Source organism: Acuticoccus sediminis, from assembly GCF_003258595.1.
In the GTDB taxonomy this organism is placed as follows: Bacteria; Pseudomonadota; Alphaproteobacteria; order Rhizobiales; family Amorphaceae; genus Acuticoccus; species Acuticoccus sediminis.
In genome coordinates this window covers 377,919-393,593 of record NZ_QHHQ01000002.1, presented here as the reverse complement: position 1 = coordinate 393,593, position 15,675 = coordinate 377,919, and the positions used below count along the sequence as shown (strand labels likewise).

11 protein-coding genes are annotated in these 15,675 nt (G+C 67.6%); 5 read left to right on the top strand and 6 right to left on the bottom strand.

The features are described from left to right. Window position 1: 1 nt before the first annotated feature. Both DLJ53_RS09930 and DLJ53_RS09925 read left to right on the top strand, forming a co-directional pair. The gene (locus tag DLJ53_RS09930) at window positions 2-907 is read left to right on the top strand and encodes an ABC transporter permease (protein WP_111346198.1); all 906 of its coding nucleotides are present in this window, start codon (window positions 2-4) and stop codon (window positions 905-907) included. A 90-nt stretch (window positions 908-997) separates the two neighbouring features. Continuing rightward, the gene (locus tag DLJ53_RS09925) at window positions 998-1,474 is read left to right on the top strand and encodes a DUF2726 domain-containing protein (protein ID WP_162409059.1); all 477 of its coding nucleotides are present in this window, start codon (window positions 998-1,000) and stop codon (window positions 1,472-1,474) included. A gap of 36 nt (window positions 1,475-1,510) precedes the next feature. Here the strand turns inward: DLJ53_RS09925 and repB are convergent, their stop codons facing one another. Both repB and repA read right to left on the bottom strand, forming a co-directional pair. Next, window positions 1,511-2,773: a plasmid partitioning protein RepB gene (gene repB, locus DLJ53_RS09920; RefSeq protein ID WP_111344784.1), complete on the bottom strand. Its 1,263-nt coding sequence runs from the start codon at window positions 2,771-2,773 to the stop codon at window positions 1,511-1,513. A 1-nt stretch (window position 2,774) separates the two neighbouring features. Next, window positions 2,775-4,127: a plasmid partitioning protein RepA gene (repA, locus tag DLJ53_RS09915; protein ID WP_111344782.1), complete on the bottom strand. Its 1,353-nt coding sequence runs from the start codon at window positions 4,125-4,127 to the stop codon at window positions 2,775-2,777. 2,433 nt (window positions 4,128-6,560) lie between these two features. On the opposite strand from repA, the gene repC reads away from it, so the two are divergent. Continuing rightward, window positions 6,561-7,865, top strand: coding sequence for a plasmid replication protein RepC (repC, locus tag DLJ53_RS09910; protein WP_146619924.1), 1,305 nt, complete (start codon window positions 6,561-6,563; stop codon window positions 7,863-7,865). A 32-nt stretch (window positions 7,866-7,897) separates the two neighbouring features. On the opposite strand, the gene DLJ53_RS09905 is transcribed toward repC, so the two are convergent. After that, window positions 7,898-9,151, bottom strand: coding sequence for a Dyp-type peroxidase (locus DLJ53_RS09905; protein ID WP_111344778.1), 1,254 nt, complete (start codon window positions 9,149-9,151; stop codon window positions 7,898-7,900). Window positions 9,152-9,543: 392 nt separating this feature from the next. On the opposite strand from DLJ53_RS09905, the gene DLJ53_RS09900 reads away from it, so the two are divergent. After that, entirely contained in the window at window positions 9,544-11,544 is a 2,001-nt protein-coding gene (locus DLJ53_RS09900; protein WP_162409057.1) for a BTAD domain-containing putative transcriptional regulator, read from the top strand. 30 nt (window positions 11,545-11,574) lie between these two features. Beyond that, a complete protein-coding gene (locus DLJ53_RS09895) occupies window positions 11,575-12,285 on the top strand; it encodes a phosphatase PAP2 family protein (RefSeq protein ID WP_111344774.1) in 711 nt (236 codons plus the stop codon). Window positions 12,286-12,322: 37 nt separating this feature from the next. Here DLJ53_RS09895 and DLJ53_RS09890 read toward each other — a convergent pair whose 3' ends face one another. The 3 genes from DLJ53_RS09890 to ahpC form a co-directional block, all read right to left on the bottom strand. After that, on the bottom strand, window positions 12,323-13,282 hold the full coding sequence (locus DLJ53_RS09890) for a LysR substrate-binding domain-containing protein (protein WP_111344772.1): 960 nt from the start codon (window positions 13,280-13,282) through the stop codon (window positions 12,323-12,325). Between the two features lie 16 nt (window positions 13,283-13,298). Next, window positions 13,299-14,879: an alkyl hydroperoxide reductase subunit F gene (ahpF, locus tag DLJ53_RS09885; protein WP_111344770.1), complete on the bottom strand. Its 1,581-nt coding sequence runs from the start codon at window positions 14,877-14,879 to the stop codon at window positions 13,299-13,301. Between the two features lie 182 nt (window positions 14,880-15,061). Continuing rightward, on the bottom strand, window positions 15,062-15,625 hold the full coding sequence (ahpC, locus tag DLJ53_RS09880) for an alkyl hydroperoxide reductase subunit C (RefSeq protein ID WP_111344768.1): 564 nt from the start codon (window positions 15,623-15,625) through the stop codon (window positions 15,062-15,064). Between the last annotated feature and the right edge of the window lie 50 nt (window positions 15,626-15,675).

Below are 15,675 nucleotides of genomic sequence, written 5' to 3'. Positions count from 1 at the left end.
GATGGCTGCAACTGCCGAACCGCGGGGCGCGGGCGTCCGCGCGAGGATCCTCGGCGCGTGGTCGCGCACGCCGCTCGCCGTCGCGGTCTGCGTTGTCTGGCTCGCGCTCATCGTCCTCGTCGCGATCTTCGCGGACGTGATCGCCCCCTACGGGTTCGCCGAGCAGAGCCTCCTCAACCGCCTGAAACCGCCGGTGTTCGCGGGCGGGAGCTGGGACTACGTCCTCGGCACCGACGGTCTCGGGCGCGACGTCCTCTCCCGCCTCTTCTACGCGGTGCGCACCAGCCTCGTCATCGCGCTCGTCGGCACGCTGATCGGCGCCGTCGCCGGCACCATCCTCGGCTTCGTCGCGGCGCACTTCCGCGGCTTCGTCGACGACGTCATCATGATCTTCGTCGACTTCCAGGCGGCGGTGCCGTTCTTCATCGTGGCGCTGGCGATCCTCGCCTTCTTCGGCAACACGTTCGAGTTGTTCCTCGCCATCGTCGGCCTTTACGGCTGGGAGACCTACGCGCGGCTGACGCGCGGCCTGGTGCTGTCGGCCAACAGCAAGGGCTACGCCGGTGCCATCCGCACCCTCGGCGTCCACCCGGCGCGGATCTACGTCCGGCACGTCCTGCCGAACATCCTCAGCATCCTCGTCGTCCAGATCACGCTGAACTTCCCCGAGATCATCCTTCTGGAGACCTCGCTCTCCTTCCTCGGCCTCGGCGTGCAGCCGCCGGCGACGAGCCTCGGCCTCACGCTCGGCGAAGGCCGCAACTACCTGGCGACAGCGTGGTGGATCGGCATCCCCGCCGGCTGCGCGATCTTCTTCACCACGTTGTCGATCAGCATCCTGGGCGACTGGGTGCGCGACCTCCTCGACCCGTCCAACGCACGCGAGGACGTCGCCGGCGTGAACTGACGCGCGAGACCCTGCCGCTGGCCGTGGGGCGGCGAGGCGTCTACATGGTGGCTGCGATGCCGCCAACCAAACCGACGCCTCGGACCCCGCGTGCTCTCGACCCCTGAACTCATTGCCGCGGGCGCCGCTCTCGCTGCTGCGGTCGCCCTCCTCGTCGTGCTCCTGGCACGGCGGCCCCGCTACGTGCGCCGCCCGCTCCTCAGCCCGGCGGAGAAGCGGTTCTACCGCGTGCTGCTGGCGGTGGCGGGCAAACGGGCGATCGTCGTCACGAAGGTGCGGCTCGCCGACCTGATCACGGTGAAGGCGCGCAAGCGGCTCTTCTGGCGCGCCTTCCACCAGATCGCCCAGAAGCACATCGACTTCGTGCTCCTCGACCCGCAGACACTGGAGCCGATCTGCGCCGTCGAGCTCGACGACCGCAGCCACGAGCTGCGCGAGCGGCGCCAGCGTGACAGGTTCGTCGACCGCGCGATGCGGCGGGCGGGACTGCCGCTCCACCACGTTCCCGTGCGCCGCACCTACGACAAGGCGGAAATCGGCCGGCTCATCGGCCTTCTGGCCCCGTAGTCGGACCAAAAGCCCAAGGGAACTGCGGGCAGGCGCCTAGTCCTGGCGGCTCTGCCACTCCGTCCAGAGGTCGTCGAGCCGGTCCCACAGGAAGTCGCCGAACCCCGCCGCGTGGCGCTTGTCGATGACGATCTTGTCCGAGGACGCCGTGACGTCGCGGCGGACCACGGCCTCCTGCGCGCCTTTCGGCCGGAATACCTCGCCCTTGTCGACATTCGGCTTGCCGGCCGCGACCAGCCGGCGCATCGCACGCGCGCCACGGATCTCCTGCCGCTCCACCCGGTCGAGCTCGGCGGTGATGCGCTCGCGCGTCGCCTCGTCGCGCCACATCGTCTCCAGCGACATCCACGTCGGCCGTCCGATCGCGGGGTCGCCGCCGATCTGCATCACGAGCCGGTCCGGCAGGGTCATCACCATGCGGTAGCGGCTGACTTCGCTGCGCTGCACGCCGAGCACGTCGGCGGTGAATTGGACGGTCCAGCCGGTGTCCTTGAGGAGCCGGTCAGCCTGACGCGCCCGCTCGATGAAGGATGGCGGCGCGTGCTGGCTGTTCTCCCGCGACAGGAACGTGACGGCGGACTCGTCGTCCATCTCCCGCACGATCGCGCGCAGCGGGCGACCGAGCTTGACGCAGGCCCGGTGCCGCCGGTGCCCGTAGACGAGTTCGTACTTGCCCGGCTCCTTCGGATGCGGCCGCAACAGCGCCGGCGCGATCTGCCCCTCGCGCAGGATGCTCTCGACCAGCGCCTCGAACTCAGCGTTGTCGTCGAAGTCGGAGAAGCGGTCGTGCCAGCGGAACGGCGTGATGAGCTCCGTCGGGACCTCCTGGACCACCTGTCCCTGTTCCAGCGCCCGGCGCCACTGCTCGGCCTCGCGGCTCTGCTCCCCCCAGTTGTGGAGGAGGTGCCCGAGACCCGGCGCGCGGGATGCGGACGGGCCCGCTCCATCGCCCCGCCCACCCGCGGACTTGACCTCCGGGGCCCGCTGCGGCGCCGGCTCGGGCGCAGGCTGCGCCTCAGCTTCCGGGGCAGGCTCGGCCGAAGTATCTGCCACCGGCTCCGGCTCCGCGGCAGCTTTGGTCTCGGGAGCCGCATGGGTCCCGGCGGCCGTCTGGGGCTCGACGGCCTCCTCGGCGGGCGGCGGTCCGGGCTCGCTCAGGGCGCCGGCGGCGAGGCTCGCGAGCGCGTGTTCCGCAGCCTTGGGCTTGGCCGCCGGGGCATCGGCCGGAAGCTCGGAATCGTCCTCGTTGGCGATGTCGGCGAGGAAGCTGGCAACGCGCTTGCGGGTGGATTTCGCCATATCAATCCTCGGCGCGGTGGTTCGTGCGGTGCCAGACGCGGAGCACCTCGGCCTCGAGCTCGGCGTTGACACCGTCCATGGACTGCAGCGCCCGGTCGTAGGTGCGCTTGTTCGAGCTGTCACGCACCGCCTCGTAGAGGGTCTGGCGGGCGAGGCCGCAGTCGGCGACGGCGGTGCTGTTCACCATCGTCGCGGTGAGGACGTCGGTCCGGAACAGCGAGCGCAGGAACGTGACCACGGCCATCTGCGGCTGATCGGACGGCGTGTGCCGCGTGACGAGGATCTTCTCGAAATCGAGGGGAACGGTGCGTCCCCCCTGCCCCTCCAGAACCTCCATCAGCGATCCGGCGAGCGTCATGAACTGCGCCATCGACGCGACGTCGATCATCTGCGGATGAACCGTCACGACGAGGCCGGTGGAGGCGTAGAGCCCCGCCATGGTGATGAAGCCGAGCTGCGGCGGCGAGTCGAGCACCACGATGTCGTAGTCGTCCGCGACCTGGTCGATGGCCGAGGAGATGCGGGTGAAGAACGGCGAGGGATGGCGCAGCATCAGCGCCCGCGGGCTCTCGGTCTCGAACTCCGCAAGCTCCAGGCTGGCGGGGACGAGGTCGAGGCCGGTGAAGTAGGTCTGGCGGATCACCTCGCGCATCGGGCGCGGGCCCCTCCCCTCGCCGAGCTTGGTCGGGTCGCCGTCGTCCTGGAAAGAGATCGCGCCGAAGAGGCTTTCCTGCGGGCCGACGTGCAGCTCCGGCGTGACGCCGAGCATGGTGGTGAGGCTCGCCTGCGGGTCGAGGTCGATGGCGAGGACGCGGTAGCCGCGCAGCGCGAAGTACTGCGCGGCGTGCACCGCCTGCGTCGACTTGCCGGAGCCGCCCTTGAAGGTCGCGAAGTTCAGCACCTGGATGTGCTCGCCCTCGCGGCGGTGCGGCAGGTAGCGACCCGGGGACTTGGCGTCTAGGTGAATGCGGAGGCGCGAGATCTCGTCGAGCGTCCAGACGCGGCGGCCGACGGGCTTGGCGTCAGCCTTCGGGATCTCGAGCTCGTTCGCCATCTGGCGCACGTAGCGCTCGGTCACGCCCAGCAGGGCGGCGACTTCCTGCGTCTGGAAGGGGCGGAGCTGCTTGGTCTGCTCCGGCGCCCACACCTCCTCTGCGAGGCGGCTCAGCTTGCGCGACAGCAGCTCGCCCTTGCGGGTGAAGCTTCTGGCGATGCCGTTGTTGGGGGATGCGGAGTTCTTGCCACCCTGAAGCGGCAGCGTCGGTGCAACGAGCGGCGTGGCGATGCCCTCCACGTCCTGACGATCGCTGTCGGCGTCGGCCCTCGGGCGATCCTGGACGGTGTTCTGATCCATCGAGTGTCCTCCTCCCGGACCTGGTTCGCCGGGCGTCCGGTGCCGCAGCTCCGTCTTGATCGACTTTCGCGGCGGTTTTGCGGAACTGCCGCGAACAACCGGTAAAGGCAACCCCGCTCGGAGACCTTACCAATTCGTTAACGCGCTGATGGGCCGGACGCAAAGGCGATTTCCCGATTTTCCGCCCGATCCAAAGCCACCCTGCCCGCCCGAGGTTAAAATTGCGTTCCCCCCTTGACTCTATGCGGCCGAAGGGCGCGCCGGACGTTCTCGTATCGAGCGGATGGATCGAGCAACCACAACCCGCACCTGCGTACAATGTTGCCTTCCCTTTGAGATCCATCCGAGCGGGACCTATCCGAGTATGACCCGTTCGATCCCGGAGCTGGAGTTAGGTGCGCGGGGCGATGGCTCGCCAGAGACGAGGTGCTCGTAAGGCTGCACGCCGCGCCGTGCGCTTGAAAACCGGACCCGGGGACCTGGCCCACAGGAACCGTTGTGCAACCGCTGCTCGACCACCCCGGCGCTCTGCTATGGACCCAACGCTGCGGCCGTGATGGGCTTGACTACCCGGGGCGCCAACGGAGCGCCTTCGCCCTATCCGCACAGATCGTCCATCCGTGCGCAGCGCCTTTCCGATGCCGCCCGACATCCGGTGCTTCGCGCCGCCATCGAAGGGCGCTCAGTTGTGCCGCGTCGCCCATGTGCATAGGTGAGCTTGCAGGCGGCATGCTCGAAGACATTGGCCTCGAGGACTGCCTCGCCGCCGACCGGCACTGGCCCCGGAGATGTCGGCACTCGTACGTTGGCCGTCAAAGACGAAGTAGTGGCCATCCCTATCCGCTATATATAGAGAGTGTCCGACACCCGATCGTCAGCGGTCGCAACGACGGAATCGCCTTCGCCGGCCAAGCGTCGAGTCGTCCGCTGCCGCATGGCGTGACAGCTGTCACGGCCCACTGGCAGCGCATCGTCCGGACGCCCCGTGACAGCTGTCACGATGCCGGACCGCGTCGCCTCGTTCGCCAACGTCACACGCCACCCCAGACCAATCACACCGGCGCGTGCGCCCCCGATGCGAGTGCGCCAATTCGCGATCCGAGTTCCACCTGCTTCGATGACGGTCGCGCTGTGTTGAAGGAAAGCACCTACTCCATACCGAACCGGAGGAGCACCAACACCACGTGCCCGAAACGGGCTTCGGCCAGCGGCCGGGTCTGTGGACCGCAGTCCAGCGGCGGACCAAGCGCGGTGCCGCGCGCTCCGCAAGGCGGTCAGAAGCGATCCCATCTCCGGCGGTATCGTTCGCCTCGGGGTGCCGAATGGGGAGGAGGGACTCTGGACCACGGCAGCGACTGGGCGGAGTGAGTCAAAAAGGCCACACGCCGGATCGGGGAGCCGGGAAATCGGCGAGCGGGGAGTCCGGGATCGAGAATTTGGGTTGATCCGGCGGACTCGCTCGTATTAGAGTCGGTTCACGGTCAAGGCGGATGAAACTGTCCGAATCGGGTGGCCCACAGGCCCCGCACTTGATCCAACGAATTTCCAGAATTTTTTCGTTTGAAATGTTGCCCAGCGTCGGCCGAATCATTCTGCGCCCGGCGACACAACCCCTGCGTGCATTACATTTGACGCAATTAACTCCGCTCGCCGTAGCCCCGGCCTGCCGTTTCTCCGACGCCAGATCGCTTCAGCGGGGGAGCGGACCGTCGCAGCCGAAAACGTGACACTCCCAGGCGTCTCCGCCGACGAGCACCGACACCATCCGGTAGCAAATTTTTCTCTGGCTCCGCCGCTGGTTCGTCCAATACCATGAAACAATCCGACTCGTCAGCGCACGAGAATCAGCCCAAGGTGCTGAAAAGCCCCGGATTGCCTGCCATTCCAGCCCGCGCGTAGACACCTGTGGATTCGGTTCCCTTTGGAGCCGGCAGTGCCGTTTTTGACACGGAATTCCTCCGCAAAGCGGTTCTGGACGAACGAAAATGCCGAGTCCGACTCCACACCGGCATCAGAATCGTGCATTTCTCGTTTTCGTCCGAAACACCGCCTCAGAGCGGAACTGAAGGTGACGGCATGATCGGAGCCCCGATCGCCATGTACGGTGTCCAGATACCACCCTGCGGGAACAGGGTGGTGATGGCGCGTGCGCGGCATCGCGCGACCGCGATCACGCGCCAGACCGCGCGGCCAATCACTGACAGTCCGCGAGCAGGACCGGCGTGGAGGGCGTGGAAACCGGACTTCATCCGAAGGGACACGAAGACCATGACGTAGCCCGGCAAAACGAAAGGCCTCGAAGCGGGAACTTCGAGGCCTTCGGGTCTCACCACGTGAGTGGCTAGGTTCGTCTGGACAACGACCTTATGCCACCACGACAAGCCGTGTGTCAAGAACACCGAAGCCGGTGAACCCTTCCGTTTTGCCTGAATTGTGGAGGGAGCGATGCAACTTGCATCCTCCGGAGGCCGGCGGCTGAGACATGCCGCCCTGGCCGCCGGTCGGCTTGCGCTCGGTTCAGGCCCGAGCGTGACGCGTAAGGACCTGTCGGAAGCCTGCCGCATGGCCGAAGAGGCCCTCGGACTGCGCCCCAGCGTTCGCCTGGTGCTGTCCGAACTCGTCGCCAACTGGGGCGAACAGACGTGGGAGCGGCTGCTCGTGTGGCCGTCGAACGAGCATCTCGTGCGCCGCACGGGCCTCTCGGAACGCGCCGTACGCGATGCGTTCCGCGCCCTCGTCGACCTCGGCGTGATCGTGCCGAAGGAGTCGCCCAACGGGAAACGCTATGCGCTCCGCGATGCGGAGGGAAAGGTCATGGACGCGTACGGCTTCGACCTCACGCCGCTCTACGCCAGACGCGAAACGTGGGCCGGAATGGTCGCCGTCCGCAAGGCCGAGCGCACACGGATCCGCCGCGCCTTCGACGAGATCACCATCGCCCGCCGCGCCACGCAGGAGGCGCTCGCCGCGCTGCGCGACACGTTCCCGGACGTTTCGCTCACCGAACTCGAGACCGCGCACGCGGCGCTGACCGCCCGCACCCCGCGCCGGAGTGCCACGATGCCGCCGGAGACGCTCATCGACGAGTGGCGCGAACTCCGCGCAAACGCTGAGGATCTCTTCTTCCTTGCTGGCAAAGACGGCGAAATCTGCCGGCACAATGAGTCTAACACCGAGTCTTCAGGCGAAGCCTGTAACAACGGCGCGGAGCCGGCCGAGTGCGATCCAAGTTACCACCAGCCGACGACGGGCGCCGACCCGACCGACGAGACAACGGTTCTGCACGACGTACTGACGACATCCACGCAGCATCGACGCCGCGTCATCCATCGTCGCTCACAATCGGCAGCTCCGCCGACGGGGGAGGGGAGAACACCCCTCTCGCCGGAGATGCTCATCGCAGCCGTCCCCGAGGCCTGCCCGGCCGTGCTTCAATTCGGTCGACCTCTCAGGGCGACGAAGGATCTCGTCGACCTCGGTCGTCACGTTCGCTCGCTCCTCGGCGCCAGCGAGACGGTCTGGATCGAGGCCGAGGCCTCCATCGGCGCGACACAGGCCGCCACGTCGGTCCTATATGTGCTCCAGCTCTATGAAGACGACCTGATCGAACATGGCGGGGAGAGCCGTATCCGCAATCCCGGCGGATACCTGCGCGCGTTCGTCCGCCTCGTCGCTTCCGGCAAGATCGACCTCAACTCCGAGCTTCTCGGCATGCGGCGCCGCCGAATGAAGCAATGAGAGTGCCGCCGATCAACAGCTCCGCCGAACCGTCACGCCACCGTCTCGGTCATGAAGAGGCACTCGCCGGGGAAGCGCTCGCCCTCGTCCGGGATCGCGGGCGCGACGTAGACGCCGGCGGCGCTCAACGACAGGAGGGGCGGGGAGGGGATGCCATCGACGCCACCACCGAAGTTGCAATCCCCGAACCCGTCCTTCTCGGCGAGAAGCCGGTGAACCTCGTCGGGGGATTTCACGAAGGCCACGAAGTTGAGCCCGACGACCGGCCGGCCGTCGGTGCCGACCTCCAGGAACTCGTAGCCCTGGCGGTAGATCCGGGCGCGCGACCAGTGCGGGGAGGCGCGGCCGACATGGCTCGCGGCGAGCCTGGGGTCATGCGCGAAGTCGGGCTCCCTGCAGGCTTCGGGGTCCCGCCGGCCGTCCGGACCGGTAGTGCGGAAAGGGCAGGCGAGGTCCGGTGTCGTCTCGATACGGCCATCCCGCGTACGGTCGATCCCGGCCAACGGAACGCCGTGCAGCTTCGTCCGGCCGACCACGGCCTCCTGCGCCGGGACATCGAGGTCACGCCAGCGCCCGATGTCGACGACGACGCGCAGGAAGACCATGTAGGTCCCGCCCTCGGTCCAGCCGCTCGCCGCATTGCGCTCGATGATGATCGCCTCGCGCCGGTCCGCCGCCGAGAGAGTGTTGATGGCGTCGTGGAAGCCGATCCAGCTCCGCCGGTCGTCCCGCCCGAAGCCGTCGAACATCGCGCGGAGACGCAGCGGCAGAGAGGCGGTGCGGATCAGTTCGGCGATGTCCAGCACGGCGCGGGCGAGGGCGAGCTCCGTGTCGGCGGTCAGCTGGACCGCGATGTCGCGCTGGGCTCGCCCCGCTGCGGCGTCGTCGCGCCAGTGGAGCGCCGGGAAGGGGGCCATATTGCCCGCGGGATAATGCGCCGGGAGTGCACCCGGACGGGCGGCGGCGTCGATCAGCGGCGCGCCGCCCGCGCGTGGGCCGAAGAGGCGGGCGCCATATCCGAGGACGAACGCGAGCGAACCGTCCGGCACGAAGGCGCCGGCGCTTCCGTCGCCGTAGGGACCCAGCTCGCGCACCCGCCCCTGACTGAGTTCGGTCAGGAGTTGCCATATCTCGCCCAACGCGTCGGCCACGTCGCTCGCGGCTGCACCGGGGACGACGTCGAGCACGATGAGACGCCACAGATCCGGCGGTGTTTCGCCGGGACGGAAGTGAACGCCGGTCTGCACCCTGTCCGATTTCGGGTGCCGCGGCGGAACATACGGCATTTGACTCTCACACCTTTTTGAGCACCGCCCGCAAACCGCGTCCCTGCCATCAATTCATCGAGGACTTATCTGAGGGCCGATGACCAGGTCGTGAGGTCTCGACACCGTCGCCTCTTCAGCGTTTCGACTGGCAATCCCTGGCGGTCGGGCCAGAAGGGCAAGGTGATCGAGAAGGGGCACAAGGAGCGTGAGCTCACGCATTGAAAAAGCGTGAAAAGCGTCCCGCGGCGCAACTTGCGATTTGGCATTTGGGTTTGCAGGCCCGTCACCCCGCGAGTATATTCCTGACGTTTGATGTTATATTTTAACTAATCGGTAATTGGTGCATGCCGGTGGATCTGCGCATCAACCTCCTGGGCGGTTGCGAGGTTCGAACTCGCAACGGAGAGGACTTGACGCCGCGGAGCCGGAAGGCCCGGGCCGCTCTGGTCATGATGGCGCTGTCGCCGGAGGGCGCGGTCAGCCGCGAGAAGGTCGCCGGCACCCTCTGGAGCAACAAGTCCGACGAGCAGGCGCGCGCCAACCTCAGGCAGTGTCTGCGAGAGCTCCGTGGCGTGCTCAACAACGGCGTCGACGGCATCGCCATCGACGGACGGCGCATCGCCCTCAATCTGGAGCACGTTTCGGTCGACGTCCGCGAGATCGTGGCGTTCGGTGAACGTGCCGAGGACGCACCGGACGACGTCCCGGACCTCTACAAGGGCCGCCTGCTCGACTGCGACCTCCCCGACGACACCGCGTTCGACGAGTGGCTCTACGCCGAGCGGATGAACTGGGACAACCGGATCCGCATCGCCTTCGCCGCGATCCTGCAGGCGCAGATCGCCAACGGGCAGTGGCCACGGGCCCAGCGGACGGCGGTGGCGCTGCTGCGCGTCGACCCGGCCCACGAGGAGGCGCATTGCGCGCTGATGCAGTCCTTCGTGTCGGGTGGGGACTTCGGCTCGGCCGTCCGGCAGTACCGGACCCTCAAGGAGGTGCTGCAACGCGAATACGGCACCGTCCCCTCGAGCACGGCCGAGGAGATCTACGCCAAGGCGCGCACCGCGCAGGCGGACCACGCGACCGCACCGCTCGATGCCCCGGCGGCGACGGCCATCACGGCGGTGCCGGCCATCCAGGGGATCGACACGGCCGTGCGGCAGCAGCCGACGGGGTTGCAGGGCGGGCGCGCGATCCCGATCACGGTGTTGCCGTTCCAGGAGGAGGATCACGGGAACGGCCGGCCCGGGGCTTCGCTCGGCAGCGGGATCAGCGAGGCGATCGTCATCGCCCTCTCGCGCTTCCGCTCGCTGGTGGTGGTGTCGAGCGGCACCGCGTCGGGCGTCCATGGCGACCTTGCGACGCTGCCGCCGCAGGAGATCGCCCGTCTCTTCAAGGTGCACTACTACGTGCGTGGCCGGGTGCGATCCTCCGGCGAGCGGATCCGCATCACGGTGGAGCTGGTGAACTGCGAGGGCGGGCAGATCGTCTGGGCGGACCGGTTCGACGGCACGATGGGCAACGTCTTCGACTTCGAGGACGAGGTGGCGTCGCAGATCGTCGGGCGCATCGACCCCTGCGTGGTCTGGTCCGAGAGCGAGAAGGTGACGCGCTACCGGCCCCAGAACCTCGCCGCCTACGAGCACGTCCTCCTCGCAATCCCGTCGATCTACCGGTCCGATCCGGTGAAGTTCCATGAGGCGGGCACGTCGCTCCTGAAGGCGATCGAGCTCGACCCGAACTACTCGGACGCCTACGCCTGGCGCGCCTTCTGGTGCATGCACTGCATCGGCCAGGGCTGGAACAGGGAACCCCGGGTCACGCTGACCGACGCGGCCGACAACGCCCACTTCGCCATCGCGCTGGACCCCGGCAACGCGCTGGCGCTCGCCCTCGCCGGTCACGTGGAATCGTTTCTCTACCGCCGTCTCGACAACGGCGGGCGCCTCCTCGCCCGCGCGCTGGCGATCAACCCTAACTCCAGCTTCGCATGGGCGATGAGCGCCGTGCTGGAGTGCTATCTCGGCCATCCCGAGCAGGCGCTCGACAACATGGCGCGGTACCAGCGCCTGTGCCCGTTCGACCCGGCAGGGTGCTATTTCCGCGCGATCTACGTGATCGCCTACACGATGATGCACGAGTTCGAGAGGGCCATCGAAATCGGCACCGAGGTGGTTCGCGAGAATCCGAATTTCATCAATTCCTACAAGCCGCTGATCACCAGCTTGTGGCACCTCGGGGCGGAGTCGGAGGCGCGCTCGTTCGCCGCGACGCTGCTCGCGCTCGAGCCGGATTTCAGCATCGAAAAGTTCCGCCGCGTGTACCCGTTCCGCCGCCCGGCGGATGTGGCGCTGTATGTAACCGCGTATCGTGCCGTCGGAATCCCCGAGACCGCCGAGGGCAACTCCTAGATCTTTTCATCAAAAGGACGTTCGACGACTATGCCTATTGATCCGACGGGCCACGTGTTTCCGCGCACATATTGGACCAAGCGTTTCCGCTCCTTCGTCAATCTTTCCAACCTCGACCCCGCCTGGAAGAACATCGACCTCACCCCGCCGCCGACCAACCCCGCCGAACTCCACAAGGAAACGGACGAGCTTCTCGAGAAGAAATGGAACGGGCGGGCGGACCGCATGGCCGAGATCGAGTTCGAGGCCGACAACCTCACCCCGAAGTTCGCGCGTCTTCTGGTGATGAACGACACCTCGCATCCGGCGACCGCCGAGGTGATCGACGCGATCCTGATCGCCGGGCGCCTCGCGCACTTCTACTTCAAGGACAAGTTCAACCGCTGCAGGCCCTGCCAGCTTGAGCCGGACATCGACCCGGTCGTGGACATTCCCGGCCACCCGTCCTACCCGAGCGGGCACTCCAACCAGCACCACATGATCGCCTTCGCGCTCACCGAGTTCGCGCCGCTCTACAAGCAGCGGCTGGAGGAGATCGCCCACCGGGTCGCGGAGAATCGCGAATATGCCGGCGTCCACTACGCGAGCGACACGCGGGCCGGCAAGGAACTCGCCCAGAAGTTCTACCCCTTCGTGCGCAAGGCCTACGCGCCGGAGTTCGAGCGTGCGCGCAAGGAATGGCCCAATCCCGCCCCGCTGGCCGATGTGGAATCGAGCCTCAGCCTGAGCCTCAGCCTCTGACAAGCGAACGCCGGCGTCGTCCGCGCGCGGTGCCGCTTCAGGCGGCGGGGCGGTCCTGTGCCGCCTCGCTCCGCCGGAGGGCGGGGTCCGCCACCGGGCCGTGCAGGAGATCGTCGGCCACCTGACGGAAGAGCTCGGCCATCGCGCGGTACAGCCCGGTGCGCGCCGAGCTCTTGCGCCAGACGAGGGCGATCCGGCGGCTGGGAGCAGGGTCGACGAAGGGGACGAGGCGGAGCATGTCGGAGGCCGACTTGCCGCCCGCCGTGGCGAGCTGCGGCAGGAGGGTGACGCCGAGCCCGGCGCCTACCATGTGCCGCAGCGTCTCCAGGCTTGCCGCCCGGAAGGCCGGCTGCTCCACCGCGCCCGACAGGCTGCACACGTCGAGCGCCTGGTCGCGCAGGCAGTGTCCGTCCTCCAGCAGCAGCAGCTCCTGCTCGCAGATGTCCTCCATCGTGATCCGCGTCCGGTTCGCCAGCGGATGTCCGGACGGCACGGCGAACAGGAACGGCTCCTCGAAGAGGAACTCGCAGGTGAGCTGGTCGTCGTCCATGGGGAGGGCGAGGAGGGCGACGTCGATGTCGCCGTCGTGGAGCCGCGTTACGAGGTTCGGGCTCTTCTCCTCGATGAGGAAGAGCTGGAGGCTCGGGAAACGCTCGGCGTAGCGCAGCATGATGCTCGGCAGCAGGTAGGGGCCGAGCGTCGGGAAGATGCCGAGCCGGACCGTCCCGCTTTCCGGGTCGCGTCCGATCTGCGCGGCGTCCTTGATGTGCTGAACCTCGACGAGGATGCGGCGGGCGCGCTCGGCCGTCGCCTGTCCGAACGGGGTCAGGAGCACGCCCGTGGAGCTGCGCTCCACGAGCTGCATGCCGAGCTCGGTCTCCAGCTTCTTGAGCTGGGTGGACAGCGTCGGCTGGCTGACGCAGCAGGCCTCCGCTGCCCGCCCGAAGTGGCGGTAGCGTGCGAGAGCGACCAGATACTCGAGCTCCCGTAGGGTCATCGCTGCGCCGGGTTCTTCAAGCGGCCTTGCTTTCCTGCGCCTCGGGCACCGAGGTGCGGATGAGGTGGTCGAACGCCGCCAGCGACGCGCGCGCCCCTTCGCCGACCGCGATCACGATCTGCTTGTAGGGCACCGTGGTGCAGTCGCCCGCGGCGAAGACGCCGGGTAGGGAGGTCGCGCCGTGGTTGTCGATCTCGATTTCGCCGCGCGGCGTGAGCGCGACGGTGCCGCGCAGCCACTCCGTGTTCGGCAGCAGTCCGATCTGCACGAAGATGCCGTCGAGCTCGACCTCATGCGTGTCGCCGGAGATGCGGTTCTCGTAGGTGAGGCCGGTGACCTTGTTGCCGTCGCCCTTCACCTCGGTCGTCTTGGCCGAGGTGAGGATGGTGACGTTCGGCAGGCTGCGGAGCTTGCGCTGCAGCACGTCGTCGGCGCGCAGCTCGGCGTCGAACTCCAGGAGGGTGACGTGACTGGTGATGCCGGCGAGGTCGATCGCCGCCTCGACGCCGGAGTTTCCGCCGCCGATCACCGCCACGGGCTTGCCCTTGAAGAGCGGACCGTCGCAGTGCGGGCAGTAGGCTACGCCCTTGTTGCGGTACTCATCCTCGCCCGGCACGCCCATCTGCCGCCAGCGGGCGCCGGTGGAAAGGATGACGGTCCTGGCCTTCAGCGCGGCCCCGTTCTCCAGCTCGACCTCGAAGATGCCGCCGTGGTCGAGGAGGCGGGTGGCGGTCTGCAGGTTCATGATCTCCACGTCGTAGTCCTTGACGTGGGTCTCGAGTGCCTTGGCGAACTGCGGGCCCTCGGTGTGGGAGACGGAGACGAAGTTCTCGATCGCCATCGTGTCGAGGACCTGTCCGCCGAAGCGCTCGGCGACGACACCGGTCCGGATGCCCTTGCGGGCGGCGTAGATCGCAGCCGCCGCGCCGGCGGGACCGCCGCCGACGACGAGGACGTCGAACGGCGCCTGGTCCTTCAGCTTCTCGGCCGCGCGGGCCGAGGCGCCGGTGTCCAGCCTGGCGATGATCTCCTCGACTTCCATGCGGCCCTGCGCGAAGGGCTCGCCGTTCAGGTAGACCGTCGGCACGGACATGATCTGCCGCGCCTCGACCTCCTGCTTGAAGAGGGCGCCGTCGATGGCGGTGTGATGGATGTTCGGGTTGAGAACCGCCATCAGGTTCAGCGCCTGCACCACGTCAGGGCAGTTCTGGCAGCTCAGCGAGTAGTAGGTCTCGAAGCGGAAGTCGCCCTCGATCGCCTTGATGTCGTCGATGACGGAGGCGTCGACCTTCGGCGGGTACCCGCCCGTCTGCAGCAGCGCCAAGATGAGCGAGGTGAACTCGTGGCCCATCGGGATGCCGGCGAAGGTGAGGTGGATCGACTCGCCCGGGCTCGTCAGCGCGAAAGCCGGCGCGCGGGCGGCGCCGCCCCTCTTCTCGGTGACGGTGATGTGGTCCGACAGGGTCGCGAGGTCGGCGAGGAGCCCGGCCAGCTCGCGCGACTTGGCGCTGTCGTCGAGCGTGGCGACGATCACGACAGGGCGGACCATCCTGGTGAAGTGGCCCTTGAGCTGGGACTTCATCGCGTCATCGAGCATTGCGGCCTCCTTGCGCGAGCGCTCTCGCACGTCTGTCTCTGACGAATGGGGGCCGGGCGGCCCCCATGGAATCTCGGAGCGGCGGGAACGGAGCGCCGCCGGCACCCTGGTGCAAGCAGCGCGCCGCTTCGCCGGAGACGGCCGCCGTCAGCGGGCGGCCGGACCGGTGCGGGACCGGGGTGTCAGATCTTGCCGACGAGCTCGAGCGAGGGGGCGAGCGTCGCCTCACCCTCTTCCCACTTCGCCGGGCAGACCTCGTTCGGATGGGCGCGGACGTACTGCGCGGCCTTCACCTTGCGCACGAGGTCCTTGGCGTTGCGGCCGATGCCCTCGGCGGTGATCTCGATCGCCTGGATCACGCCGTCCGGGTCGACGACGAAGGTGCCGCGGTCGGCGAGGCCCTGGCCTTCGCGCATGACCTCGAAGTTGCGGGTGACGGTGCCGGTCGGGTCACCGATCATCGCGTACTCGATCTTGCCGATCGTGTCGGAGGTCTCGTGCCAGGCCTTGTGGGTGAAGTGCGTGTCGGTCGACACGGAGAACACTTCGACGCCCATCTTCTGCAGCTCGGCATAGTGGTCGGCGAGGTCGCCGAGCTCGGTGGGGCAGACGAAGGTGAAGTCGGCCGGGTAGAAGAAGAAGATGGCCCACTTGCCCTTGATGTCGGCGTCAGAGACGTCGATGAACTTGCCGCCCTGGTAGGCTTTGGCAGAGAACGGCTTAACGGGGGTGTTGATGACAGACATTCCGGTCCTTCACTCTTTCGGGGCGTGCGTCTTCGCAGCGCAACCTATGT

Coding starts and splice junctions, on each gene's coding strand:
- DLJ53_RS09930 (WP_111346198.1), top strand. CDS start 2: ATGGCTGCAACTGCCGAACCGCGGGGCGCGGGCGTCCGCGCGAGGATC.
- repB (WP_111344784.1), bottom strand. CDS start 2,773: ATGGCGAAATCCACCCGCAAGCGCGTTGCCAGCTTCCTCGCCGACATC.
- repA (WP_111344782.1), bottom strand. CDS start 4,127: ATGGATCAGAACACCGTCCAGGATCGCCCGAGGGCCGACGCCGACAGC.
- DLJ53_RS09905 (WP_111344778.1), bottom strand. CDS start 9,151: ATGCCGTATGTTCCGCCGCGGCACCCGAAATCGGACAGGGTGCAGACC.
- DLJ53_RS09895 (WP_111344774.1), top strand. CDS start 11,575: ATGCCTATTGATCCGACGGGCCACGTGTTTCCGCGCACATATTGGACC.
- DLJ53_RS09890 (WP_111344772.1), bottom strand. CDS start 13,282: ATGACCCTACGGGAGCTCGAGTATCTGGTCGCTCTCGCACGCTACCGC.
- ahpF (WP_111344770.1), bottom strand. CDS start 14,879: ATGCTCGATGACGCGATGAAGTCCCAGCTCAAGGGCCACTTCACCAGG.
- ahpC (WP_111344768.1), bottom strand. CDS start 15,625: ATGTCTGTCATCAACACCCCCGTTAAGCCGTTCTCTGCCAAAGCCTAC.